The following is a 26,975-nucleotide window of genomic DNA, read 5'->3' as shown; positions in this document are numbered from 1 at the left end:
ATATTTTAGCCGAAACTTAAAGATTTATGAAAGTTATTTTTCTGATAGACAATTTGAGAAAAGGTGGCAAAGAACGCCGGATGTTAGAACTCGTTAAAGGGTTATCAAAAACCGACAATATTGATTTTGAAATAGTCATATTTAAAAATCAAATAGAATATAAGATTGTACAGGAATTAAACTTAAAAGTTCATATAATCAAGAGGAAACCTAAGTATTCTCCAAACTCTTTTTTTAAACTCTATGCTATATGCAAGCAGTTTAATCCAGATATTATACATTCTTGGTCTACCATGTGCACTATTTTTGCAATTCCAACTGCTCAATTATTGAATATAAAACTAGTTAACGGAAATATTGCCAAGGCTCCTCTTAATTTTAACATATTAAATATTGACTTTGCTTTAGCCCAGTTCTCATTTATATTTTCAGATATAGTAATTGGTAATTCAAGCGCCGGTCTAAAGTCTTACAAAGCTCCTGTATCTAAAAGCATTGCTATTAAGAACGGGTTTGATTTTAAAAGGCTTAAAAATCTTAAAGACCCTCTCTACATTAGGAAGAAATACAATATTACTACCGATTTTGTTGTTGCCAAGGTCGCAGCTTTTGCAGACCGGAAAGATTATGCCACTTATATTAAAGCTGCCCAGTTAGTTTTATCTGCTAGAAATGATGTAACATTTCTAGCCATAGGAAATGGTCCTAACCTAGAAAAAACAAGAAATAGTATATCTAACAAAACATTAAATAATGTAATTTTCACCGGGGCAATTCAAGATATTGAATCTTTAGTAAGTATTATTGATGTTGGCATACTTTCAACCAACAATTCTGTACACGGCGAAGGTATTTCTAATTCTATATTAGAGTATATGGCATTATCAAAGCCCGTTATAGCAACTAAAGGTGGAGGAACAGATGAAATTGTCGTAGACCAACATACAGGATATCTCATACCTTCAAAATCCCCACAGATTATGGCTGATAAAATCCACAAAGTATTGGATAATCCTAAACTATCCAAAAAGATGGGGTTTAAGGGAAAAGAGCGTATAGAACAACTCTTTAATCTAGATCACATGACTGATACTTACCTCAGTGTTTATAACAAACTCCTTCAGAATACCTAATAATTTGTAGTGATGTTTTATTAATTGTATTAAAAGAGGCCGAGCCATAAATACTTTATGTCTCGGCCTCTTTTAACTTATCTACTGAATTACCAACAAATACCTTCGTAATTCGCACTCGGCACAATATCTTTTACCTTAACAAGATCTATAAAGTGCTTATTGGAAAACCTCAAATTAACGTCTTTAAACTCAGGAACGTTATGAGAAATAATAATTGTTTCTGAATCTTCAATTACTTTTTCCAAATCATCTGAGATAAGTTCTGACAAATGAGGAATATGCTTATCTATATAAGCTTTATTGGTTCCTGAAATTTTTGAAATATTTACATTTCTGTCATAAATTGATACTGAAAACCCTTTTCCAAGTAAAGACTCCGCCAATTCTACCACTGGACTATAGCGCAAATCATCCGTGCCCTTTTTAAAACTTAAACCTAAGATACCCACCTTCTTAGATTTTTTGTTTAAAATTAAATTAAGTGCTTGATTTTTTTGACTTTCATTAGAATCCAATATTGAGTTCAAAACTGGGCTTTCTAAATAAAAATCATGAGCCATAGTCTTAAACGCTTTAAGGTCTTTTGGCAAGCAAGAACCTCCAAACGCAAAACCTGGTTTTAAGTAGTAAGGAGATAAGTTTAATTGCTTATCCATACAAAAAAGATCCATAAGCTCATGGGAGTCGATATTCATTTTTTTACAAATATTACCCACCTCATTAGCAAAAGATACTTTTAGCGCATGAAAGGAATTATTCACGTACTTGATCAATTCTGCTATTTCTATATTAGTCTTTTTTATTGGCGCATTGATTCCTTCGTACATTTCGGATATCTTTTGAGACGCAAAATCACTATCAGTACCAATGACTGTAACTGGCGGATTGTAATAATCTTTTACCGCAGACCCTTCTCTCAAAAATTCCGGATTAGAAACTACTGCAAACCCTTCATTCCTTTTTTTACCGCTATGCTCCGCTATAATATTTCCTATTTTTTCATTTGTTCCCGGCAGAACAGTGCTACGAATAATGGCGATATGAAATCCATCTTTTTCTTTTAAAGCCGCACCTATCTGCTCTGCTGTTTGATATATTGCATTAAGATTCAAATGTCCGTTTACGTCAGAGGGAGTTCCTACGCAAATAATTGATATTTCAGTATTAAGTACTGCTTCCTTAAAATTTGAAGTAGCAGAAATCTTCCCTTTCTCCCAATTGGCCAAAAGTATCTCATCTATATCTTTTTCGATTATAGTTGCCTTTCCCTTATTGATAAGGTCAATCTTATGGGGCACTACATCAACCCCGGTCACATTATGACCATTTTCCGCTAAACAGGCCAAACTAACACAACCTACATACCCTAATCCAAATATTGATATCTTCATTTTCAAATTAATTTTCAATAATTACTAATTTTTTAATTTATTCAATAAAAGCGTGGTAACATCATCCCACTCGTTTAGAAGCTCCTGTCTAAAAACATCTTGCAATGGAAAACGAATTTCCCCATTACGGATTTTTGAAACCGTCTCAACAATTTCAGAATGGATTTAATTTAAAAAGCATATCTTTTTTAATCATTATAACATTCGCCGGCATATCACGAATACCGGCATAAATTGCTGGCACACCTAACATAGCCCCTTCCCTAGCTACACTATCTCCAGAAGAAATGACAACCTCACTGAAATACATTAACGAATGAATATCTTCTACGGGTTCTTTTAAAATAATCCAACTTTTGGGAAACTGATTTATCAATTCCTTATTTTCCAAAGAAAGTACTACTTTTAAATTTTTGGGAAACTTATCCGCTACGGATAAAATAGCCCCTAGATTTTGAGACAGATAATTAGAGGTCTCCGTAGACACTTCTCTAATAAAAATGTAATCTTTGGCTTTCAAGCCATACTCATCTAAAGCAGAAATCTTTGCTTCAAAATATTTAGGGGATAAATAAGACCATTCTTTTAATGCGTTAAAATACTTAACCCCTTCAAATTTCTGGTCAAAAGGAGGCAAGTACACATCATCTGCCGAAAACTTTAAAAGAGGAAAAACAAACCTTCTAGGATCATCTATAAAGGCAACATTGGGAATACCGCGAAGTTTGGCTACAAAGTTTGCTTGATAATGGGCCGTGATTACATATCTATACTTCGAAGCTTTGATTAATTTAAACAAAGTAAAAATCCTAGGAATAATAATCTTAAAGATCATTGTAAACATTCCTTTGTTATGTTTATAATCTCCTATGCTGATAATATTGTATTCTGGCAATTCATATTTCATTATAGGCAAAAGCTTACCCCTGTTAACACAACATATATCCACTTCAGAAGGATCAAAACTTCTTATGGTGTTTCTGAATAAATTATATTGGGGTAAGTGATAAATATCAATTAAAACTTTTTTCATTTTTTATTTTTCTTTTTCAATAACCTAATCATAGTGTTTCTCTAAAACCTACTTATTCTCAATCAATAATTCATTGAAAAAAATACCAGCTAAAGGGTGTTATTTGGCCCATATACCGGTATCTTTTTGGGATAATATTCTACTTACTTGAATTGGTGAAATAATAACTAACGGAACAAGACTTGCCACAGTCCCTAAAACAATTCCCACCACACCCAAATCAAGAACTTTTACAAAAAAAACAGAGGCTGGAATATTAATCAACGCCGCAAAGAGCCAAGCGTACATCTGCAACGCAATTTTACCGGTTCCGTTCAATACAATATTGAACATATTCACCCATGTAGTAAAGCATATTGAAACAGCTACCACAATTGAAATTTCCATAGGCACCTCCAATCCTTGCTGCAACCAAAAACCATATACAAAGGGCGAAACCAAGACCATGACCGTGGCCAAGACCACAGTGGCCAACCATACCTTCATTACAGTCCTAATTGACTTTTTCATCCAATTAAACTCTCCTTTGGCATAAGCTTCTATATTTGAGGGCCAAAGTTGATTGTTCATTATAACGAACAAGAGCATAAAAATAGACAGGTATTTATAAGCTGCTTCATATTGGGGAACTCCCTCAAGAGAAACCAAACCAGCAATAAGCATATTATTGGTTTGATGAATAATAAGCATAGCTATTTTTATAAGAAAAAACTTAGATCCCAAAGAAAAGAGATCTTTAAAATAATCCCTGCGGACTTCCTTTAAATGAGGTTTATATTTTTGAAACTTTTTGTTGAAATAAAAAAGTCCCACGCCAAGAGGAACCAAAGCAAAGGTCGAGGCCTTAGCTGTACCAAAGAAAAAAAGTGAATCTTTTACAACATAAGGTAAAATCAATATTAATATAAGAAACGAAATCTTAGTGACAAAAGTAAAAAACTCTACGTATGCCATTTGTTGGGTAGCAAAGAAAATCTCATAAATATTACGGGCCACAAACCTAACCCCAAAAGCCACTATTATTACGGCGCTTAACGATACTACCTCTTCTTTAAGATTGGGAGGTATATTAATCCAATTCGTCCATGGTAAAGCGAAATTCAACACAAGAAGAATTACCGTTACTATCGAAATAACAATTCCTAAAACGAAATAGGCGGTACTTACGTACCGCACAGCTTTAATATCATCTCCCTCGGCTACAGACTCTCCAAATTTATTCCTAAGACCCGCCCCAATACCAACATCAAAATTCAGAAACCAATCAACAATTGAAAGAAGTGTAAGGTAAATTCCAAACTTCTCAGCCCCAAGATAATCTAAGGACAAAGGGAAATATAGAAAACCTATTAAAACCCCAAGACCCTTAACTATAATAGTTTGAAGGATATTTTTCTTAGCTCGAGCAGAGCGGGAATCTCCCCTTAAAATTTTTTCTTTGACCCTATCTAATCCTTTCATTAAAATAAATAACCTAACTGGTATGATTAATATTCTTTAATTGATCAACTTGTATCTGCTTAATTCCCATGCCAATACCTATGTGAATTGCAAAGAGTATTGCCAGATATTTTAAGAACAAAAAAGTATTAGTAAGGTTCCCTATAAAAAACAATATACTAACCATAAAAGGCACCATAAAATATATACCCTGTTTTACTAATGATGCATAATATAACAGGGCCAAGATTACAAAAGTTAGAAAACAAATAAAAGCGGGAATGCCATATTGAAACATTGCCATAAAATATCCACTATGCAAATCACCTTCCTCAGCAGTAGCACGCTCTCTGTGCCCTGTAATTCTTAGAAGATTTTCATAATATACTTCGTTGTGTAAATCTCCAAAACCCAGCACGGGTTTGTCCCCGATACTATTTAACACAAACGAGTAGTATCCCTGTCTACCATCAACAGAATCCGTTAGACGTTCTTTGACAAGCGAACTTTTCATAATATCCTGATAATAAAAAACCGATACAAACAAGATAAAGCTAAGACCAAGAAAAACTCCAAAGAAGAGTTTTTCAAAAGAAATCTTTTGTATATACACCAGGTACGCTACTAAGACTAAAAAAAGGATAACCCAACTCATTCGTTGAAATGAAGTGATTACCCCTATAGCAAAAAGTGTAACTAAAACTAATTTAAGAGAGTTTCTCTTTGTAGTTGCCAGCACCCAAGATATCGCAATTATTAAATAATAAGAATTAAAATATTCAGTATTAAAAATTCCATTAGATCTAATTAAAGAACCAAAAGCTGCTCTATCATCTCCAATACGAAGAAAATAAGGGTCTATGGTGATTTGAATTATACTGACAACGCTAGAAACTATCGCGCCAATAACTATTGATTTGCCAATCAAATCATAAGATGCTTGGTCTTTCAATTCCCGAACCCCATAAACAAGAATGATAAAAGCAACTGAATCAATAATTGTAACATACCCTTTTTCAACCTGAGTGTATAGAACAGATATAGTTAGAAATAATATATACCCTATTAAAGCAAAAACAAACCAAGGTATTTTAACTGTATCCGATAAGCTTGTTTTTGTCTTTGAAAAAAGTCTATTTCTAATAATTCGTAGCAATAATAATAAATAAACGACTCGTATAGGTTGCATTTCAAAGAAACTGATTCCAGGAATCTTAAAATTCAACAAAACGTTCAAACTACCGGTTAATAAATACAACGATAAAAAGAACATTTCTAATTTATACTTAGACTCACTTCTTAATACGATTACGAATGCAACAATCGCGGCAATGGCTATATAGAGATAAAAATACTCAAGTTTAACACTATGGAAGTCGTATTTAAAATATCGTTCGAATTTATTCATGGAAAATAAATATCTTATTTCTTTGCACCTATGTGATTAAATTCCAAAGTCCATAAATTACACTGATAGAGATTTACTAATTATCTGTTCCTCATCATTTACTCCGTATTTTGACCTATAACCGTATTTATGGTTATCAGTTAACGCGTCATTGAAAATTATATAACTTTTCTTTCTTTTTTCTCTTGGAATCAAATTCTCTAAATCTCTCAAAAAGCTAATCTTAGAAACGTTACGACGCACAACAAACAAATTAATATCCATCACATCCAGAAGCAGTAAAAAATCAGAAACCAAACCAACTGCCGGAGTGTCAAGAATTACATAGTCATATTGTTCTTTAAGATTTTGAATTAACGTAATTATTCTATCTCCCGAAAGTAGTTCGTGTACATTACCTTCTATTACTGAAGTAGGAATAAATTTTAAATTATCAATCGTCTTATGAGAATAGATAATCTTTTTAACCTCATCTATTTCTCCTTTTAAATAATTTGATAAGCCCTGACCTTTTACCTCACTAATTTCACCTACCAAACTAGGGTTTCTTAAATCCGCATCTACTATGATGGTTTTTTTACCCGTTTCAGCAAGTGTTATTCCCAAATTAATAGCGCTGTAAGTTTTACCTTCTTCAGGCATAATTGAGGTTATTCCAATGACTCCTTTATTACTAGGGTTCACCAGCTTAAGATTTGTACTTAAATCACGAAAAGATTCTTTAAGTTTCCAAAGCGATACCTCAAAATAAGAATCAGTCGGTTTAAAACTTTCATTGACATAATCTAACAACGTATTCGCCCCCTTAAATTTCCTTATCCATTTCTCAGCATTAAAATTAATATAAGGTACGGTATATGATTTTTTAGAAGGACCATTATCATAATGCACTATACTAGCAATAATGGGCATCTCACAATTAGCAACAATTTGATGTGCATTTTCAATAACTTCTTCCTCAGGAAAAAACACCAATTTCCCCAAGGGCACCAAAGCCCCTAAAGTCACTGCCATTACCAACAACAATGATTTTTGAGGTGCAATGGGACCATTACCCTCCATTCTAGCTTCATCCAAAACTCTGGTATCAGATGTACTTTCTGCCCTAGCTATACCCGTTTTAGCCAATTCTTGGCTCAAATACTTGTATAGATTTTCATAAAGTGTATTTTCACGCTGAATGTTCAATAATTGTATTTCTCGTGTAGGTAATGAGCTTATTTCTTCATCAATACTAGATAACTGTGAAGTTATACTCGCCAATCCCGCTTGAGATGACCGAACCGCGCTCTTTAGATTGCTGAGCAAAATCTCCGTAGACTCCTTAATCTGACCATTTAGAATGGTCATCTCTTGGTTATTGCTAGTAACAAAAAACTTCTTCCTTGATCTTTCCGCATAAAGTTCTTTTAACTCTAAAATGTTTTGATTGATTGATGGGTCCTCAATGCCAATACCCGATGGCATTATAAATTCATCACTATTTTTATTGTTCCTAACACTACGAATAATGGAGTTATAATAATTGATATTCATTTTAATCTTGGCCGCCTCAACTTGTAAATTATTGGTTTGGTCCAAAGCATTGGAAGCCGTTGCCCCTAGATCTACCGCCTTTTTATCAATTTTAAAAGCTTCTAACTTTACTTCGAACTTTGTTAAAGAGTCCGAAATAACCCTTAACTGATTTCGAATAAATGCCTCTTTACCTGCTGCAATCTCATTTCTGGAAAAAAGTTCGTTCTGCACATAGTTTTCTGTCAATTTTTTCAAAAAATCAACTTCTTTACTAACAATTGGACCTACAGATACTATCTTAAATATACTAGCCTCTATATCTATATTATTTGCTTCAATTTTATCCATGTAGCTTTTGGCCACATCTTCAACGTCACTAATTACAAAACTTAGGTCATCTCCATCAAAATCTTCTAAACTTACAGAATACTCAGGCTTGCTTAAGCTAAAGGAAAAAAACTCATGCTCTACAGACTCTCCAAACTTAAACTCCCCAGAAAACCTGAACCTCCTTTTCACATCCCTAGTTGTACCATTAACGGGGTTGGACACGAAAAAATCATCGGCATCAATTTTAAGTTCATAAGTAGAATCAGTAAGCAACTCTATTTCAAAAGGCACTCCAAAAAGCTGAGGTTTAGCCCTATTTAGTTCTACTTCAAACGGAAAATATCCGTACTCTTCACTTTCGGAAAAAAAACTTTTCTTGTGATAGGTAACGTCGAAATTTAAATCCTCAATAGTCTGCTTAATCAAACTAAAAGATTTTAAAATCCCAATTTCATTATATAGATTTTTTTCAATCTCAATTAAACTAACCCCCCCCTCAACATATTTACTATTCCCTAAGGCTCTATTCCTGCCCTTGGAGTCTACCAACACAGATGTAGAAACCTCGTAAACAGGCGTAGACAGTACAATATAAATTAATGCCAAGATTACAAAAAAACCAATACTTGCCATGAAGAACATTCTGTTCTTATAAATTTTACGGAAAAATAATTTTAGGTTAATCTCTTGTTGAGTATTAACCATATTATTCTTTTGCTCTTTCATTTTTATAAAATTATTTTTTCCTGAGGTTCAATTACCGTAATGAGCTACCGCCTTCTTACGCAAAATTATAACCTCAAGCAATAAGATTTTTAAAAATTAATTTGAATTAAAACTAAGAACCAATATAGTAGTTGAAATTGCAGATAAAACAAGACTGAACACACCTAAATTTTTCTGGAATAGATTCTCCTTAGAAGTTTCTACGTACAGTACGTCATTAGGATGCAAGAAGTAGTAGGGTGATCGTATAATTTCAGGGCTTGTTAAATCCAAATCAACCACAATTGATTTATCTCCTTTCTGACGAATTAATTTTACATTCTTTCTCTTTGCTGAAATATTTAAATCTCCCGCAGCACTTAACGCTTCAAATATGGTAGCCTGATTATTATAAATATAGTTGGTGCCGGGATTCTTAACATCACCTAAGACCGAAACTTTAAAACTAGTTAGTTTAACCGAGACAATAGCATTTAGCAGATATTTGTCTATTTCCTTCTGTACGATATCCCTAATTTCCTCTACTCTTAAATTACGAACTTCAAGCTCCCCTACTATTGCTAAATTAATTTTACCTTCTTTGTCAACCGTATATCCATTTAAAAATAGTGACGCCGGGTTTGCCTGTAAATTTCTATTTTCAACTGTACTAATATTAAAAAATGCCGCCTGATCCGGATCTCTACTTTGAACCTTTATATCTAACACATCATTTGGTTGAACACCATATTCGGTTGGACGCAATCTTATGGTCATTTCACTATCCGGGCTTTGAATATAATTTACACCTTTAGAGGTATAGCAAGAAGTCAAAACCAACGCAACTAACGCTATACTAATTCGCTTGAATGATAAAGCCCCATATTCACTTTTCAAAAAGAAATGCCCTGAGTTTTTTATACTTGATTTAATTACCATATTGCAAAGTTTACTTTTGTCTATTTTTTTTAATTGGGACTAACATGTTTGTAAATCTTGGTTCAACATCACATGGAAAAGACTATAGCTAAAAAGCTTTTTTATGATGGCTTCCAAAAAGTGTTAAGAAGATAATTTTTACATCTAACCAAGGGCTCCAGTTTTCTATATACCATAGATCATGGTTTACCCGTTGATTTTTCTGCTCATCTGTTACAGTAGGCCCTCGCCAACCATTAACTTGTGCCCAGCCTGTAATACCTGGCTTAATATAACTCCGCACCATATAATGGTTTACACTTTTCCTAAAGTCGTTTTGTAGATTTATTCTATGAGGCCGTGGTCCTATTACACTCATTTCACCTACAAGCACATTGTAAAATTGTGGCAATTCATCCAAATCTCCCTTTCTTAAATATTTACCTATACGCGTAATTCTCGGATCGTTCACAACTGTGGACTTCGCTCCATGTAAAGGGTCCTCGGTTACGGACATAGTCCTGAACTTGTAACATTTAAAAGTCTTACCTGCCTCACCCTTCCTATAGGGAGTATAAAAAATTGGGCCTTTTGAATCAATTTTAATAAGAGCTGCTATAATCAAGAAAACAGGAGACAACAGCACCAACACTATGAAAGCAAAACAAAAATCAAATAAACGTTTTAGAATTGTTGTGCTAAAATGATCTAAAGGCGACTCCCTGAGCTTAAAAACAGCAAGGTCACCCATGGTAACCGCTTTATAATTCTTTGATTTAAGCAATGGATTTTTGGGAATCAATTTTACCCGAACCCCAAAACTGTCCGCTATTTGAATGGTTTCCATGATTTTATCATGTTTCATTCCGGCCATCGCTATGAAAATATCATCCACACGGTTGTTTGATAACACTTCAGTTAAGTCCTCAACATTGCCAAAAACACTAAAATCTAAAATATTATTAGGTTTCCGCTGTTTATTCTCCAAGTACCCCATGATGTTATAGCCATACTGGGTCATTGCATTGGTAAAGCTCTGAATATTGTTTTCATCATAACCTGAACCTATAAGCAAAGTGTCCGAAAACAGATGAGAAGCCCTTCTTTTCAAATATCTCAACAAATATTTGTGACTAACCAGATTAAGATATGAAAAAATAAATATTGGAATAATAAATGTCGACCTATTAAAATATCTGATTTTCAACAAGATAACCACACTAATCACAAAGCCCACGAAGAAAAATAAGGAAGTTACAATGCTCTTAAAGTACCCAAAATCCGGATTAAAATAGAACTCACTATTACGTATGTACATAATGATTACCAACCATGTAACGTTGTAAATAACCATTAAACGAACCATATTCCAAAGAATAGCTGTATCGCTAAATGAAAAATCTGGTAGTTTAAACATAAAGCATATGGTCAAAACCACATTGAGCAGAACAAACTCAAAGGCAAGTAAATTTATTAGAATAAATCTATTTTTTGAATTCATGGGGGGATTATGTCGGTTTTAATAGTTTATAAAATCAATCCTATAACTAGCATCTTATCCAACAGCGGCCAAATATATGAATCAAATAATTAACATTTCACAAATATCACATCTTCTGCGGCAATTGACCTAAATATTAGTCAATCGACATTTTATTAGGCAAAACTTTAATGGATATTTAGTGTATTGAATTCGAACATGACAAATATCTCACTACAGTTTCCTTAAATTCCAGAACGGGTACTACGCAAAATTCCAACCGAAACAAGATAGCATATTTAACACACTTATTTAACTATTAATCAAACTATTAGACCAAAAATAAATTCACTAATGAAAAATCAGGATGTTCCTACAGTATTATTCTACAGTATGCTATTTATAAGACGCAAATATTCAAGGTTCACTTTCTTTCTTGAATCTTATTTTCATCTTTAGAAATGTCAAGAATCACAAGAACCCGCTAGTTCTATCTAATACTATAAGCCTCTAAAAAATGACTATAACTTTCCAATAAAGATAACTGGCTACTACTCCACTGTTTGTAATAGACCGAGCATTATGGAAAGGACAATCCAAAAGTTTTAGCCATTATTTACTTTAATTGTCATGATTAACATTTCCCCAATAGATATCAACATACTTTTTCTATGAATTATGCTATAATCATTCATTACCTGTACAGCAATATCTGAACGGTAAAAATATCTTGTTCATTTAAGTTTAAGAGCTGAACAAAACCTGAACAAACTGGTTATCTCAGCAAATACCCTTAAGCTCCTTTGGTTCTTAACACCCCTTGGAATCAACCTAAAATACAGGAATAAGGTAATTTACCCCAGAACTTTTTCATAATGAAAATGTAGACTTCATAAAAATTGCTCACCCCCTATAAAATACGTTCTAAAACTCTCCCAATATCCTCATAGTTCAGTTAAAACCAATAAATAATTTGAAAATAGAAAAGCTATGTCCAGTTTTTATTGAGGGCGTATTTTATTACCCAAATTCATAATCTGATAAATTTATCCTTGAATTTTTTTCAATAATTAAATACTTAATCCATTTCAATGACATATTACTATTGTCGTTAAAATGCCAACTACCTAATTCATTATTATGAAAGGACAAAAACCAAGATTTATGAAAATGAGCGCCCTTCTGCTCTACTTCCTGTTAGGAATAAGCTGGGCGTACGCACAAGAAACCATTTCAGGTGTTGTAACAGACCAACAAAAAACTCCACTGCCAGGGGTTTCTATTGTTGTAGATGGCACTAGCAAGGGTGCAGTAACAGATTTTGACGGTAAATATTCAATTACCGCCTCGCCGGGTGAAACATTGGTGTTCTCTTACCTAGGTTTTAAAACCGAAAAACGTTCGGTTTCTGCCAACAACAAAACTATAAGCCTATCTATGGAAGAGGATTCTCAACTTCTAGAGGAGGTGGTTGTTGTAGGGTATGGAACTCAAAAGAAAAAAGAGGTAACCGGGGCCGTTGCGCAAGTCGCGTCCGAAGAATTGGTTAAAATTCCTGTATCTGATATTGGAGCCGCCATTCAAGGAAAAGTTTCCGGGGTAAACATTCAAGCTGTTAGTGGACGTCCGGGAGAAGCTGCCAACGTTCAAATTAGAGGTTTGGTGTCTATAAATGGCGGAGAGCCCCTTTATGTGGTAGATAATATTCCTCAAGAAGAAAATCCTAACCTTGCACCAGAACAAATAGAATCCATAGATATCCTGAAAGATGGAGCATCAGCTTCTGTTTATGGGGTTCGTGCAGCTGGTGGAGTAATCCTAATTACAACCAAGAGAGGTAAGAAAGGTAAAATGAAAATAGACCTGAATACCTTTACCGGGATTCAAAACATTACTTCAGGAACACCCTTATCCAATACGGTAGATTTTCTCTATAACAGAGAAACTACTGCAGAAGTAGGAGGAGATGAGCCACAGACATTTTTATTGGATGCAAACGCACTGGACTGGGATACGAATTTTGTTGATGAAGTTCAAAATGACAATGCTATAATTCAAAACGTTTCTTTCAACTTATCTGGCGGTGCAGAAAATTTGACTTATAATTTCAACACCACTTACTACAAACAAGAAGGGGTTTTAATAAGTTCTGATTTTGACCGGTTAACAAACAGAATTACGGGACAATTTACCAAGGGTAAATTTAAAGCTTTTGGTTCTGCTAGTTTAACTACTGAAAACAGAAAACAAGAACCATGGAATTTATTCGGTTTTGCCATACAAAATGTACCGCATAGTGCTCCTTTTGATCAAATAAATAGAACTGGTGAAAATACCGTACTCATATCTGCTGCCAATGAAATCTTCTATGGCTTTCTTTCAAGGCAATTAGATAATATTGATGAAAGAGAAAATAAGAGCAATAGTATATCTCTTAATTTAGAATATGAGGTTTTTGATGGCTTAAGTTATAAATTAAATTTAGGTCGTAATGAGGGACAGTATTTTAGAAAGTTCTTTCAGCCACAATACCTTGCTTTAGATAGAAATGGAAATTTAAGTCCTGCAGCCTCTACCCTTAACGCAGAATTAGACTATAACTATTGGTTCTCCAAAAGAGAAACCATTGAGCATATTTTAAATTATAAAAAATCTTTTGGGCTACACAACTTTGATCTTTTAGGAGCCGCTTCTTATGAAAAATATAGGTGGCGAAGTCTTAACGTAGGAACTGTATTTGCCGATGACGCATCAAACGATGTTCAAGTATTAAATGCAGGAGCGGACCCTAAATCCCCTAATGAATTCCAAAACGGTTATACGCTTGCCGGTAAATTGGCCAGATTACAGTACAACTATGATGGAAAATATTTATTAACGGCAAGTTTTAGACGTGACGGTTCTTCCAAGTTCTCCCCAGAAACAAGATATGGTAACTTCTATGGATTTTCTGCCGGTTGGAATGTTACTGATGAAAAATGGTTTAATGTAGATGCCATTAACAATCTAAAAATTAGAGGAAGCTGGGCCCAAACAGGCTTTAATGGAATACCGGATTATGCCTTTATTCCATCCATAGAAGCGGGGGTTAATTACCCTTTTGGAACGGACGAAAATCTAGTAAACGGTCAAGTTCAACGTAGATATGCCAATCCAAATGTGGCATGGGAAACAACTGTTTCTAAAAACATTGGTTTTGAGCTGGGTCTCTTTCAAAACAAATTAAATATAACTGCCGATGTCTATAAAAATGATAAACAAGACATGTTAATTAACGAGCAGACCGCTCCTTCTTCCGGTTTGTGGCAACCTCGTGCTCAAAGTACTTACGGTAGTGTAGCCCTTAATGCCGGTAACATGGTAAATAAAGGTGTGGAGTTTGCTGCCAACTACAAAGGAAAAATAGGAGACAAATTAAACTTTGGCATATCAGGAACATGGACTCTTAATGATAATAAAATCACCAATTTAAATGGTAAAACACTTGGGCAGTCCGGAGGAACTATTAATAGAGATAACACCACCTTCTTAGCCTTAAATAATCCGGCCGGTTCTTTCTTCTTATTACAAAACGATGGTGTAATTAAAACCGAAGAAGAATTGACGGAATACCAACAGTTAGATTTAAGTGCTATTAGCTCTCCACAATTAGGTGATTTACGTTTTAAAGATGTAAATGGAGATGGAGCTATTAATGACAATGACCGTGTATTCTCTGGTTCTGGTATTCCACAATGGGAAGCCGGTCTAAATCTAAATCTAGATTATAACAATTGGGATTTATCCGTACAAAGCTATATGGCTTATGGTACTGAAGTATACAATGGTAATAAAAACTTAGCCTATATAGGTGGGCGCCATCAAGATCAAGTTTTCCAATGGACACCACAAAACCCAGACTCAGATATTCCAACATTTAGACAAAATGAAGGGCATTCTAATGTAAGAGGGTTTTCAGATTGGTTCTTAGAAGACGGAACTTACCTACGTATCCGGTCCATATCCTTAGGGTATACGATTCCAAACACTCAAGACTACGGAGTAGACAAAATAAGACTCTATTTAAACTCTGTAAACCCTTTCACTTTTACGAATTATACGGGGTATGATCCTGAAGTAGGTGGTGATAGTCTATTTCAAAGAGGTGTGGACAATGGCAACTACCCTATTGCTCGCCAGTTTATGCTAGGAGTTCAATTAAGTTTTTAAAAAAATAACTATGAAATCAATGAACAAAATAATAACAAAAAGTCTTGTACTTCTTGCACTAATTATTGCTAGCTGTAATGAAAGTACATTTTTAGACGAAGAAAATCCAAATGCTCTTACAGAGACAAATTTTTGGAAAAACGAAGGACATTTTAACGCTGCTCTCGCGGCGGTTTATGGCGCTCTACAATATCGTTCCGTTAGTGGTGCCGAGTTAGTGCAGGAATTTGTGTTAGGAGATATTGCTGGTACTGAATCTTGGTATAGGCCTTATCCGTTTAGAAATCTAACCTATACAAACGGGCAAATTCACTTAACCAACAAATGGGAAGAACTGTATGTTGGCATTTTTAGGGCAAACACTATTATTTCTCAACTAGAAGAAGTAGACGAAGAGACTCTTGATGATGAAGCCAAAGCGCAAATAGAGGGCCAAGCTCGTTTTTTAAGGGCTTTCTTTTACTTCCAAGTTGTTCATACTTATGGAGGAGCTATGATACATGATGGAGTAGCAGAATCTATTGAAGAATTGAGTAAGTCCATATCTACTATGGAAGAAGTAAATACGCAAATAATTATTCCAGATTTAGAGTTTGCCATGAATAATTTACCAGAATCTTGGGAAGCTAATGATGTAGGTAGAGCCACTTGGGGTGCTGCAGCTTCGTTATTAGGTAAAACATACCTCTATGATGAACAGTGGGGGCAAGCAGCCACTTTGTTTAAAGAAGTAATAGATTCTGGAATATATAGCTTAACAAGAAATATTGAAGATAATTTCTGGCACGAAAATGAATTTAATGAAGAATCTATTTTTGAAGTAAATTATTCTTTTGATATAAAACCTGGTAATAGCGGTTTTGCAGAAGATGATACTACCAATGGTGGAGCGGGTGCTGAATCTACCACCCTTAGTACAGAAGTTGGGCACCTACAATACGGAGCTTTTAATACAGTAATCGCTTCTTACAACTTGCACGAAATGTTGGTTTACGATGAAGTAGACCCCAACAATTCTATAAACGACACCAACTTAGAGTCCAGAAGAATGAATGCTACCATTGCACCTAGAAATGGTGAAGGCGACTGGTACCTTGCTCCTTTTGCAGAAGCAAAGGCAAGTTGGGGAGGCGGACAAAGTGCCTATCTAAAAAAACACTCTAACTGGTACCATCTAGATGCAGAACCGCCAAGAGGACGTAGTGGTATTAATTTCAGACATATCCGTTATGCAGATGTTTTATTAATGTATGCCGAAGCCGTACTTAATGATAGCGGAGACTTTATGACTGCCATAGAATATATAGACATGGTAAGAAGTAGAGCCGGTGTCTATACCTTACAACAGTATATGGATATGAACGGTGGTATGTTTCCACAGCTGCACGTAAGCAAACAAGTTCATGGAGACCATCCTTTGGTAGTTGCAAATGCGCAAACTGTATTAACGCATATTCAACGTGTGGAACGAGCAATAGAATTATGCTTTGAAGGACACCGTTATAAAGACTTGGTACGTTGGGGTATTGTTAAAGAGGTTTTTGATGATTTACGTGCCGATGAAGTTTGGCGCGAAGCTAATTTAGATGTGACCGGACAAGGTGAGGCCCCTCTATTTATATCAGGAAGAGTTAGACCGGACTTTATTCAATCCTCACAAAATTATCGCTCGGCGCAACATGACTATTTTCCTATTCCTACTGGAGAAGTATTAAACAATCCTAATTTAAACAACTAAAACCGCTAGACATGAAAAAATATAATATCTTAAGTGCACTCTTCATCCTAGCTCTGCTTGTCTTCAGTTGCGAAAAAGAAGAGGAGCTGAACATAAGCGATGTGAACCATAGAATTATCGTAACATCCGAAATGGATTTCCAAAACAAAGTAATTGTTGGAGGTCATATAGATTTTGGCGATATCTCTAGAGGAGTTGAAACCAGAACATGGACATTCCCCGAAAACTCTCGTATTTCAGGAGAGAAAGCCAATACGTCATCCAAAGAGGTAGTAAAAGGTGTTTTTAACAAGGCCGGAGTATATGACGTTAAACTAAGCCAAACTTTTAAGGGCAATGTTTTTCGAAATGATGATAGTACGGTTCCAAGCGACACCAAGCAGTTGGACACCACCATCGTGATCACTGTAATTGATTCTATCAAATCTGTCCTAAGGGCCTATCATGTAAACCCTGATGGAAGTGTAGGAGCTGAATTGAATTTGTCCAACGGAGCAGAAAATGAAATAGAAGCCAGTAACTCCGTTCGTTTAACCTACACCGCAATAGGCGAACCGGAAGCAATTGCATGGTCTTCGGATGGAGGAAAACCTGCCACTATAAACTCCGGTGCAGAAGAAGAGGTAGACATGCGGTTCAATAGATTAGGGTCTTGGAATCTTGAATTTATTGCCTCAAGGTTTAGACCAACGGATGCGGATACCCTTTCTTTTGAGAAAGTGATAAAAGTAATACCATCTTCCGCTCCGGTAACTTTGGATAGAGTGGCCGAACGTGAAGACAAGATCGCATTAGAATTCAGCCGAGAAATAGATGGAAGCACGGTAGATCCAGCCGATTTTACCGTTAGAATAGAAAATAACAGAGATGAAATGAATCCTATTCTGATCAATCCTGTTATATCTACGGCGACTATAGACAAGAACGAAGCCAATATTGTTATTCTTGATTTAAGTGGAGAACAACTTTATAATGATGACCAAGTTTACGTAAGCTATACGCCCGGGAAACTTACAACCGTTGATGAAGTGGAGTCAGAAGCATTTACCGATGTTCTTTTGACAGATTTTGACCAACTGGCCAACCTTTACCCTTCTACCCCATATGATTATGGATTAGAAACATCAACTCCTGATAATTGGGCTTACCTAGGTTGGGGAGGTCATTGGGGCGAATATGATTTGGATATTGGTGTGGTTAACACACGCACCGGAACCAAGAGCCTCGATATCAACTTTAGACCCAACGGTGGTATGATCGTTGAACATAGAGATGCCGGTGGAAATCCTGTGGTAATAACCCTTGAAGAAGGTAAAAGATATGAGTTTGGCTACTGGATATATATAGAAAGTGACTTATCAGGTGTTCCTTCAGGTACTGAATCCTCGGATATTAGGATATATCCTTCAAACTGGGCTTTTGAACTGATACCTACCGTATTCACTCCTGACCTACCTACCGGAGAATGGGTATATCAAAAACAAGAATTTGATGCAGGTTTTACTGGTGAAGTAAGTTGGTTCATTAGAGGGTATAACGAGTTTTACCCACAAGCTATTAAATTTCATATAGATGATATGTTCTTAGCAGAAGTACCTGTTAGACCATAAAGGTATAACCCCCGAATCTTAACCGCTATGTTAAATAGTAAAATGGGCAGTCTTTAAATAGGCTGCCCATTTTTAATTGCAAGACATGTATTAACTCTTTTAAGTATTATTTATACCACATATTAGAAGATATAGCACTTTTAAATTGTAGACATAAAATCTATAAGATTCTCCCCTTTTTCTAATCCAAGTTTCTTTCTTAACCTATATCTCGAAGTATGTACACTTTCTATTGTAATGCCCAATAAAGAAGACATCTCCTTACTTGAAAACCCTAACTTTACTAGAGCGCAAAGCTTTAAATCTGTTTGTCCCAAGTCTGGATATTTTGTCCTTATTTTTTCATAGAAGCTTTGGTTTATAGAAGTAAACCGTGCTTCAAACTCCTTCCAATTTCCACCTGGGGAATTTTGAAAACCTTTGAGCATATTATGAATGGCCTTTGCGTCTATGGCATCACTTTTGGAAATATTCTGCTTTAGTTTAGCAATAAATTCTTCCTTTTCGATCAGTTGAAGGGCAGACGCAGTTAATTCCCTGTTTTTTAACATCATAACCTCATTGGTCTTTTGCTTTTCTAGTTTGTGTTTTCTTCTTAGGTTTCTAAACAAAAGAACCCCGTATAAAAACATAAAGACCACTATTACGCCCATTAATATATTTTGTAAGAAACCTATTCTTTTTTGGTCTTCCAGCTTTTCAATTCGTACTTCTTTAAGTAGTGCCTTTTCTTTTTCTTTTTGAAGTCTGTAACGATCTTTTATTTCAAATAAATGTTTATGATTTTTACTTTTTCTGCCGAAAATATTTTCATTTAATTCTTGTGCCTTATCATTGTAGAAAAAGGCTTCTTTAAAATTGTTTTGATTATAATACAGCTCGGACAAAACCTCATAGTTGAATAGCTTGTAACCCAAATGCTTATTATACATTTCCGAGAACTTAAGAGATTCCTTATAGTACTTTATTCCCTCCTCAAAATCTCCCTTTAGTTTATACACCTCTCCTAATAAAAAATAGACAATAGTAAGGTATGAAGGGCTCTTCTTTTCAAAAAAGAGTTTAGATTCGTTTAACGTGTTCAATGCATTTTCATAATCTCCTGCAATGGCATCAAAATAGCCCTTCTCCGTTTCTACGTAATATGATTTTTTATTGGGGTCTATCTTTTTTAAGGACAGCTCACAACTATCTAGATACGTCTTTGCCATTATATAATTATGGTTTACCCTATAACAATTTACAATAGCAAAGTAGTTACTGACCAGATAATCCTGACTTATCTTTTTCTCTTTAAAAAGCTGTTTTTTTAGCTTAAGGGACATATTAAAATAACGCAATGATTCTTCTTCCCTTCTATAGGCGGTATACAACCAACCCAATTCTTGATAAATACGGGATTTTGAAATATCATCATCGGATAGATCGGCTAAAATTAACGCTTCCCAATATCCATCATAAGATTTTCCGTAATCCAACACATTATCATAAACCGCAGATAACTGACACAGATTGTTGATTAAGTTTATGGTATCCTTTTGTTCAGAATAATAATCAATACCCGCTTTCAGGTAATAGATAGCACTATCTAATTTTTTTGCCGTGAGTTGGTTTGCCTTGTCTATATACTTATTTGTGCCATAAGGCTCTTGCGCCTTTACAAACAAACTGCTCAAAATAATAACAGCACTAAGCATTTTTAGCAAACTCCTACGCTTCATCATATCTAAAAATTATTGCTCACTAATTAAAAATCAACTAAACATTAGAAAATACAAGACTGAACATGGGTCTATTTTTCCTAGTCAAAGTCAATATAATATTTGCTTAGTTGAAATTCATGAAAATTGAACCAGTTTTTAAGAATGTTCAGTTTTTATTCATAAGAAAACCAAAGATTTTACCCACGATTAACCAATATTTGTCAAAATAACAATGGAAAAATTACTGATACATCAATTTTTCGTTCAGATTTCTCAAATAGAAAAAATTGAACCTAAACACATGATTTTAAGTGTGAGTATAAAAATAAACCCAACAAAAACTTAGAAAAGGTAAATATGCAAGTATAAACGTACTAGTCTATTTCCAAACATTTCATAAAAAGTATTATTACGAAACAAAACATGGGCAAAAATTAAATACAACTATTTTACCGGCCCCACTTTAAACGAAACATCAAAATTCATATAAATTAAATAACGCTTATTACAATGATTTCTAGAACCAAAACAATCCTATATTCGTTTCTCTTTTTCGCTATGCTTTCATATCATAGCTATGCCCAGGTTACGACATATGACCAGAAAAAACTAGACTCTTTAGGGATAACTCAGGCCCAAATAGACCATTTGGGCATTACAGATATAGATCATTTAAGTACCGCTTCTAAAAGGGCCTTAAAATGGCCCGTAGATTTAGGAAACGAATGGTTTATTCAGTTTTCTAACTTAAAACCGTTGAAAGGAGATTTAGCCTATGAAGAAGGTGTTGTACGTAGAGACCCTAGTGCTGTCATAAAAGAAAATGGTAAGTTCTATGTATGGTATTCCAAAAGTACTGGACCAACACAAGGTTTTGGGGGCGACGTTGAAAACGACAAGGTATTTCCTTGGGACCGTTGCGACATTTGGTATGCAACTTCGGAAGACGGAGAGACTTGGAAAGAAGAAGGCTTAGCGGTACCTAGAGGTAAAGCTGGGGAATATGATGACAGATCGGTATTTACCGTAGAAATCATGAAACATGAAGACAAATATTATTTGAGCTACCAAACCGTAAAATCGCCCTATACGGTACGTGTAAAAAACCAAATTGGCCTAGCTTGGTCCAATTCTCCTGACGGTCCTTGGACGAAAAGTAAAGAACCTATATTAAGTCCTGCCGACAATGGTATTTGGAAAGGTGAAGAACAAGATAGATTTGCTGTTGAAAGAAAAGGCGACTTTGACAGCCATAAGGTTCATGACCCTTGTATTATTCCTTTTGATGGCAAGTTTTATCTATACTACAAAGGTGAACAGATGGGAGAAGAAATTACATTTGGCGGAAGACAAATCCGTCATGGTCTTGCCATTGCAGACAAACCTGAAGGACCATACATAAAATCACCATACAACCCAATTAGCAATAGCGGCCATGAAATTTGTGTTTGGCCATACAATGGTGGTGTTGCGGCCTTAATTACTACAGACGGGCCAGAAAAAAACACCATTCAATGGGCACCTGACGGTATTAATTTTGAAATAATGTCCGTCATTCCCGGAGTTACTGCACATGCCATTGGCTTAAATAGAACTGCGGACAATGAAAAAGAACCTACAGAAATATTACGTTGGGGACTTTCTCATATGTACAATAGCTGGGATTATCAAAGTATTATGAGCTTTACATCAGAAAGAAAGACCCAACATAGGGCCAAAGGAGAATAAAATACGAGTTGAGTTGAGTTGAGTTTGATTAAGCAAGGACAGTATGTTACATGTAGCTACTGTCCTTTTTAATAAGTTGAATATTACTTAAACCTCATTTTTCGTAAAAATGTAACACCATTTGAACATAAAGATATCGCTAAGAAAATAATAAAACCCACTGTTTTATGACAGCAAAGGCTATAATTATAACTGGAACAAACATTGTTTTAGCACTGATACTAGTAAGTTTATCTTCGTGCCAGCACAAAGAACCAGAAACGTACGAAAGCGCCTCTTACAAGCGTTTTCGCGAAAATCAGATTTCTTACGAAAAGTACAACGAATTCAATACCCAATTTACATTTAAAAAACTGCAGGGGTTGGAAGACGGCGCAGAACGTTATTACCCCTCTAGTGTAATAGAGACTGATGGTAAATATTACATGTGGTATTCAAAACCTCTATCTAACAGCGAAGTGGTAGGCCCCAATGACGCTACCGATTCACTAAGAGCTTTTCACTGGGATTTGTGCGATGTTTGGTACGCAACCTCTACCGATGGCTTAAATTGGGAAGAACAGGGAGTGGCAATTTCGCGTGGCACAGCTGGGCGTTATGACCACCGCAGTGTATTTAATCCTGATATTTTGTTTGCAAATGGCAAGTATTATCTAGTGTATCAAGCAGCAAGAAGCATTGAAGATGCACGCTGGTCAAAACAATTTAAAACATCCGGAGATTTTACGCCTAACGTAATTGGCATGTCCGTAGCCAGCACTCCGGCGGGACCTTGGAAATCTTTGGACGAACCAATTTTAAAGCCCGGTTCTGAAGAAAGTTGGGATGCCGAGGTTATACACGAACCCACCTTTTTTGTTAAGGGAGGACAATATTTTCTATACTACAAAAGTCATGGCCGCTTACCATGGACCCCCAATGTATCATCGGGTAAATTTAATAAAGAACATGCCGATATACCCTTAGCTACAGGGGTTGCAATAGCCAATAACCCTGAAGGCCCGTATATTAAATCTAAGTACAACCCTGTTTTAATGGGCGGACATGGCAGCATGGTATGGCCCTATCGTAACGGTGTATGCGCTACATTGCCTGAAGGACCTGAAAGAAACAGCATCCTATTTTCTGAAGACGGAGTAAATTTTTACCCAAAAATTCAAGGTTTAACCATTCCCAAGGGTGGCGGTGCTTACCGACCAGGGAATTTTACCGATGTAAACACAAGCCTTGGACAAGGCATAACGTGGGGAATTAGTCACGAATTGTACCCCAATTATCATTTTGTGCGTTTTGAATGCGACTTGTCCTTAGAAAAAGGCAACAGGGTAAACGAAGAATACCAAATGGTCAAAGACTACATGAAAAATGACACCTATGACTATAACCTCAAATTGAATACCGGCACCAGATAAAGGGCACCAACCTACTTATTGCGTCTCCAACACTACACCTGATTTTTAATACCACCTGAAATGGAAATTGAATTTCCACTAGGACAGTGAATAGGGTAAATTCGTTTTTACCTTTGATATCAAACAACAATAAATCTGCAAAATACAACTACAAAAGGCAGCTAAAAAAGGAAGGGGCCTGGTTTTAACCACGCCCCTAACCCATACTAAACTAACTGAAAACTAACTCAATTTAAACAAACTCTGCACATTATATTTAAAACATAATCCTATGCCAATAGGTTAAGTAATACTATTTCTCTTCAAGTTTCCAAGTGCGTACCCAATCTACACGCATGGTATTCTTAGAATCGTCATTTAGCTCTTCTTTTTGTGGTAAACCTCCTAGGTAACATTCTTCGGAAGTCCATAAATCAAATATTAACTCTAGCTCTCTTGTAAAGTCTTGGTTAGTGGTAACAACACCAGCTGGCTCTCCATTTAAATAAAACTGAACCGTTCTAGCATCTTTCCACCAAGCACCAACAATATGGTAGGTTTCATCCCACGTTTTTCCTTTGTTAGGATTTGCATCCGATAACATTCTCGTATCAAAATTATCCTCATGCCTTTCCGTAACACCACTTTTAGCAATAAAATACTGTGAGTTCATCTGCGTTGGAAAATCCCACGGAGCCCACGGGTAGTTACTTGGTTTCGTAGTTTGATCACTACACTCAGGAGTTGGGTTTGCATTGCTCTCAACAATATCTATCTCATCCCTATCATCAATATCGCCATTGTTCAGCCAAAACGTATTGAACGCAGAAATACTTGAGGTTTTCATACTACACTCCGTGTACATAGGGTAACTTATTTTAGTTTTGGAGTGAACTCTTGCCGTTTGAAACCATTGGGAACTACCCTCATCCAACGTGGCCTGAATATTTAGTTTGCCATCTACCACGCTAGAGTTTTCACTTCGCATAGAAACCGGGGTGTTACCGTAGTTCCAAAAAGAATTAAACCACTTATCATCGTCCCACGAATCAAATTCATCGGACATGGCTTCTACCTTTACCCACTCCATTCCCTCCGGGGTATCATCAACTACAGAAACAAACGAAGGCAAATCAGGGTCCAAATCAGAAAGTTGAAAAGGTGCTATCTCATCTTCCTTGTCTTCCTCCTTATCATCTACTTGCATGGAGTCTTCAGGACCTTTATCCATTTCTTCATCATCGTCAGAATTTGACGAACACGCAATAAATGCACTTATAATACTACATACCAGAAACACGTTAATCTTCATATGATACTGTCTTTATAATTTGCCTTAATTTAGAAAAGTGCTTTTTGCTGCTGTGTAAGCGAATCAATCTGTCTTATCTTGATATCTTTAAAAAACACCTCTGCAGCTTCACTTTGCAATTGAATTTTCCCTTGGATCAACGGCACTTCCTTACCGTTTTCATCTATATATCTTGAGTCCTTCAAAATCATAACAACCTCTCCGTTTACGATATGAAGACTTTTGCCCTCATAACAGATCAACTCAAGCGTATTCCACTCGTCATGTGGTTTTTCATAATTTCCGCTTCGTAAACAATAATTGTTATACGGACTACCCATACCAATTGGTAAATAATCCTGTGACTCATGCGCCAATGGATCCAAAACAGATTCCGGTTTGTACGCCCTAATGTCTATGGCAGAATTAGCCTGGCTCCAAAAATCTCCCGTATGCCCCTCCATTATCTGAAATTCTTGAGAAAGCATCCATGAACGCCAGTACTCAACAGCCATTGGCCCCACGGAATGGTACAATATTCCAGAGTCTTTCAGTAAATCTTTTCGGTAGGCCCATTTTTTATCTCCCCATTTGTACTTTAACTGAAAATGATAATTCTTATACTCCTTTTTAGTAATCAGGCAACCATAGTATTCTCCCGTATTCTTGATAATGGTTTCCTCGCCCTCTTTCACCGTTGAAAAAACGGTATAGTCGCTATTGTTTAAACCTATTGGAGCTATTTCTTCCCCATTTTCATCTAGTGGTACGGAACCGTCGTAACCGGGTTGGTGCTGATAGCTCAAATAATTGTCCCACTGGGTTAAATCCTTATCTATTAATTCTTCCCACTCGTATGTTTCTTCAAGATTTTTTTGCTCCTCATTTTTTACCTCATAACAGGAAATCACAAGAAAGAAAAGTGGTAAATAAAGTGTAAAATGTTTCATATTATTTATTGTTGGTTATTGCCGTTTACCCTATTAAGTTTTCAGCTGAATTCAAACGGTTAAAACCATTCTGACAAGCAGGTTTTAGGGCTACACAAAGCATGCATGTATTGTAATTTTACAAAGAAATATTTACCATAACCTGTGAATTTCCGACCAATAATTAATTGTTCAGTTTTTATTGAAGCGCAGTGCAAAATGTCTATGGTTGCAGGTCTTGAACATTGCAAATGTTCAGTTTTTGTTAAGCTATATTGAGGTTAAGATTATGATATAATATCATAGTTTTAACAAAACGATATTTATTATGAAAGTTATTATGAAGGCTACTACTAGTCACAGAACAAAAAAAAACCACAGTTCACTAAATTCACTTTATAAAATCTGCTTCTTAGTAGCTTTTGTATTAGCAGGCACTAATTACGGCTTTGCACAAACATCAGATTCTTCTCCTAAAGCTATTGAAGCAGCTAGCACGGAAGAAGCAAGGGTTACAGGCTTAAAGTACATTAGTGTGCACGTATTGGAACTTGAAAAGACCCTAAAGTTATACCGTGAAATATTGGGTTTTAAAATGGCCGATGCCGAAGTACTTCACGGTCCTGGACTTGAAGGAATGCTTGTAATGAAACTAAAGGCCGATGATTTGACTATTGGGCTATCACTAACGGCTCCTGAATTTATAGATACAATAGGTCCTATAGGAAACACCAACCACAACCACTTTATGCTAAAAGTAAACGACATTGTCCCAATTGGCGATAAACTAAAAGAAGAAGGTTACGAATTGGAAAATGAAAACTACGCTCGTGACAAATACACTTTTTTTGTAGGACCAAATGGCGAAATTATTGGCCTTTCGGGTTGGGATTGATTTAAACAAAATTGCCTAACAAAGATGAAGGTTCTGATGATATAAAAACATCAGGACCTTTTTTTTATGCGTCTTACCTAGACCTTAAGCATTAAATAATTACATACAAGTTAGTTTTTCAG

Annotated in this window: 17 protein-coding genes; 7 read left to right on the top strand and 10 right to left on the bottom strand. The window is 35.6% G+C overall.

Translation table 11 applies throughout. The features are described from left to right. Positions 1-26: 26 nt before the first annotated feature. The gene (locus SJY45_RS14530; RefSeq protein WP_400071614.1) at positions 27-1,133 is read left to right on the top strand and encodes a glycosyltransferase; all 1,107 of its coding nucleotides are present in this window, start codon (positions 27-29) and stop codon (positions 1,131-1,133) included. An 89-nt stretch (positions 1,134-1,222) separates the two neighbouring features. Here the strand turns inward: SJY45_RS14530 and SJY45_RS14525 are convergent, their stop codons facing one another. The 7 genes from SJY45_RS14525 to SJY45_RS14495 form a co-directional block, all read right to left on the bottom strand. Beyond that, positions 1,223-2,527, bottom strand: a complete 1,305-nt coding sequence (locus SJY45_RS14525) for a nucleotide sugar dehydrogenase (protein WP_400071612.1) — start codon at positions 2,525-2,527, stop codon at positions 1,223-1,225. A 154-nt stretch (positions 2,528-2,681) separates the two neighbouring features. Then, a complete protein-coding gene (locus SJY45_RS14520) occupies positions 2,682-3,560 on the bottom strand; it encodes a DUF354 domain-containing protein (protein ID WP_400071610.1) in 879 nt (292 codons plus the stop codon). A gap of 99 nt (positions 3,561-3,659) precedes the next feature. Continuing rightward, a complete protein-coding gene (locus tag SJY45_RS14515) occupies positions 3,660-5,021 on the bottom strand; it encodes a lipopolysaccharide biosynthesis protein (protein ID WP_400071608.1) in 1,362 nt (453 codons plus the stop codon). 13 nt (positions 5,022-5,034) lie between these two features. Next, positions 5,035-6,408 (bottom strand): O-antigen ligase family protein, encoded by a 1,374-nt coding sequence (locus SJY45_RS14510; RefSeq protein ID WP_400071606.1) that lies wholly within the window; start codon positions 6,406-6,408, stop codon positions 5,035-5,037. Between the two features lie 57 nt (positions 6,409-6,465). Then, positions 6,466-8,982, bottom strand: coding sequence for a GumC family protein (locus tag SJY45_RS14505; RefSeq protein ID WP_400071604.1), 2,517 nt, complete (start codon positions 8,980-8,982; stop codon positions 6,466-6,468). A 96-nt stretch (positions 8,983-9,078) separates the two neighbouring features. Beyond that, positions 9,079-9,900 (bottom strand): polysaccharide biosynthesis/export family protein, encoded by an 822-nt coding sequence (locus SJY45_RS14500; RefSeq protein WP_400071602.1) that lies wholly within the window; start codon positions 9,898-9,900, stop codon positions 9,079-9,081. Positions 9,901-9,988: 88 nt separating this feature from the next. After that, positions 9,989-11,380 carry an exopolysaccharide biosynthesis polyprenyl glycosylphosphotransferase gene (locus SJY45_RS14495; protein ID WP_400071600.1) on the bottom strand — a complete coding sequence of 464 codons (1,392 nt, stop codon included), beginning with the start codon at positions 11,378-11,380 and terminating at the stop codon, positions 9,989-9,991. Positions 11,381-12,523: 1,143 nt separating this feature from the next. On the opposite strand from SJY45_RS14495, the gene SJY45_RS14490 reads away from it, so the two are divergent. The 3 genes from SJY45_RS14490 to SJY45_RS14480 are packed head-to-tail and all read left to right on the top strand — an operon-like array spanning position 12,524 to position 18,916. Beyond that, entirely contained in the window at positions 12,524-15,568 is a 3,045-nt protein-coding gene (locus SJY45_RS14490) for a SusC/RagA family TonB-linked outer membrane protein (RefSeq protein ID WP_400071598.1), read from the top strand. Between the two features lie 19 nt (positions 15,569-15,587). Beyond that, entirely contained in the window at positions 15,588-17,306 is a 1,719-nt protein-coding gene (locus tag SJY45_RS14485; RefSeq protein WP_400071596.1) for a RagB/SusD family nutrient uptake outer membrane protein, read from the top strand. An 11-nt stretch (positions 17,307-17,317) separates the two neighbouring features. After that, entirely contained in the window at positions 17,318-18,916 is a 1,599-nt protein-coding gene (locus SJY45_RS14480) for a hypothetical protein (RefSeq protein ID WP_400071595.1), read from the top strand. A 140-nt stretch (positions 18,917-19,056) separates the two neighbouring features. Here SJY45_RS14480 and SJY45_RS14475 read toward each other — a convergent pair whose 3' ends face one another. Further along, entirely contained in the window at positions 19,057-20,640 is a 1,584-nt protein-coding gene (locus SJY45_RS14475; protein ID WP_400071593.1) for a hypothetical protein, read from the bottom strand. Between the two features lie 489 nt (positions 20,641-21,129). Here SJY45_RS14475 and SJY45_RS14470 point away from each other — a divergent pair, with 489 nt between their 5' ends. Both SJY45_RS14470 and SJY45_RS14465 read left to right on the top strand, forming a co-directional pair. After that, the gene (locus tag SJY45_RS14470) at positions 21,130-22,347 is read left to right on the top strand and encodes a glycoside hydrolase family 117 protein (RefSeq protein ID WP_400071591.1); all 1,218 of its coding nucleotides are present in this window, start codon (positions 21,130-21,132) and stop codon (positions 22,345-22,347) included. Positions 22,348-22,514: 167 nt separating this feature from the next. Continuing rightward, positions 22,515-23,759, top strand: coding sequence for a glycoside hydrolase family 117 protein (locus SJY45_RS14465; RefSeq protein ID WP_400071589.1), 1,245 nt, complete (start codon positions 22,515-22,517; stop codon positions 23,757-23,759). Positions 23,760-24,051: 292 nt separating this feature from the next. Here the strand turns inward: SJY45_RS14465 and SJY45_RS14460 are convergent, their stop codons facing one another. Continuing rightward, positions 24,052-25,050 (bottom strand): beta-agarase, encoded by a 999-nt coding sequence (locus SJY45_RS14460; RefSeq protein WP_400071587.1) that lies wholly within the window; start codon positions 25,048-25,050, stop codon positions 24,052-24,054. Between the two features lie 29 nt (positions 25,051-25,079). Beyond that, complete coding sequence (locus SJY45_RS14455) at positions 25,080-25,979, bottom strand: DUF1080 domain-containing protein (RefSeq protein WP_400071585.1); 900 nt, start codon at positions 25,977-25,979, stop codon at positions 25,080-25,082. Between the two features lie 307 nt (positions 25,980-26,286). Between SJY45_RS14455 and SJY45_RS14450 the strand changes: the two genes are divergently transcribed. Continuing rightward, positions 26,287-26,853: a VOC family protein gene (locus SJY45_RS14450; protein WP_400071583.1), complete on the top strand. Its 567-nt coding sequence runs from the start codon at positions 26,287-26,289 to the stop codon at positions 26,851-26,853. Positions 26,854-26,975: the final 122 nt, after the last annotated feature.

Origin of the sequence: Zobellia russellii (assembly GCF_044597075.1) — a bacterium.
Lineage (GTDB): Bacteria > Bacteroidota > Bacteroidia > Flavobacteriales > Flavobacteriaceae > Zobellia > Zobellia russellii.
This window is presented reverse-complemented; position numbering and strand designations above follow the sequence as displayed.

Excerpts from the sequence above, each read along its gene's own strand:
- SJY45_RS14480 (WP_400071595.1), top strand. The coding sequence starts at position 17,318 with ATGAAAAAATATAATATCTTAAGTGCACTCTTCATCCTAGCTCTGCTT.
- SJY45_RS14475 (WP_400071593.1), bottom strand. The coding sequence starts at position 20,640 with ATGATGAAGCGTAGGAGTTTGCTAAAAATGCTTAGTGCTGTTATTATT.
- SJY45_RS14510 (WP_400071606.1), bottom strand. The coding sequence starts at position 6,408 with ATGAATAAATTCGAACGATATTTTAAATACGACTTCCATAGTGTTAAA.
- SJY45_RS14455 (WP_400071585.1), bottom strand. The coding sequence starts at position 25,979 with ATGAAACATTTTACACTTTATTTACCACTTTTCTTTCTTGTGATTTCC.
- SJY45_RS14530 (WP_400071614.1), top strand. The coding sequence starts at position 27 with ATGAAAGTTATTTTTCTGATAGACAATTTGAGAAAAGGTGGCAAAGAA.
- SJY45_RS14450 (WP_400071583.1), top strand. The coding sequence starts at position 26,287 with ATGAAAGTTATTATGAAGGCTACTACTAGTCACAGAACAAAAAAAAAC.
- SJY45_RS14520 (WP_400071610.1), bottom strand. The coding sequence starts at position 3,560 with ATGAAAAAAGTTTTAATTGATATTTATCACTTACCCCAATATAATTTA.
- SJY45_RS14500 (WP_400071602.1), bottom strand. The coding sequence starts at position 9,900 with ATGGTAATTAAATCAAGTATAAAAAACTCAGGGCATTTCTTTTTGAAA.
- SJY45_RS14505 (WP_400071604.1), bottom strand. The coding sequence starts at position 8,982 with ATGAAAGAGCAAAAGAATAATATGGTTAATACTCAACAAGAGATTAAC.
- SJY45_RS14470 (WP_400071591.1), top strand. The coding sequence starts at position 21,130 with ATGATTTCTAGAACCAAAACAATCCTATATTCGTTTCTCTTTTTCGCT.
- SJY45_RS14485 (WP_400071596.1), top strand. The coding sequence starts at position 15,588 with ATGAACAAAATAATAACAAAAAGTCTTGTACTTCTTGCACTAATTATT.
- SJY45_RS14465 (WP_400071589.1), top strand. The coding sequence starts at position 22,515 with ATGACAGCAAAGGCTATAATTATAACTGGAACAAACATTGTTTTAGCA.
- SJY45_RS14525 (WP_400071612.1), bottom strand. The coding sequence starts at position 2,527 with ATGAAGATATCAATATTTGGATTAGGGTATGTAGGTTGTGTTAGTTTG.
- SJY45_RS14490 (WP_400071598.1), top strand. The coding sequence starts at position 12,524 with ATGAAAATGAGCGCCCTTCTGCTCTACTTCCTGTTAGGAATAAGCTGG.
- SJY45_RS14495 (WP_400071600.1), bottom strand. The coding sequence starts at position 11,380 with ATGAATTCAAAAAATAGATTTATTCTAATAAATTTACTTGCCTTTGAG.
- SJY45_RS14515 (WP_400071608.1), bottom strand. The coding sequence starts at position 5,021 with ATGAAAGGATTAGATAGGGTCAAAGAAAAAATTTTAAGGGGAGATTCC.
- SJY45_RS14460 (WP_400071587.1), bottom strand. The coding sequence starts at position 25,050 with ATGAAGATTAACGTGTTTCTGGTATGTAGTATTATAAGTGCATTTATT.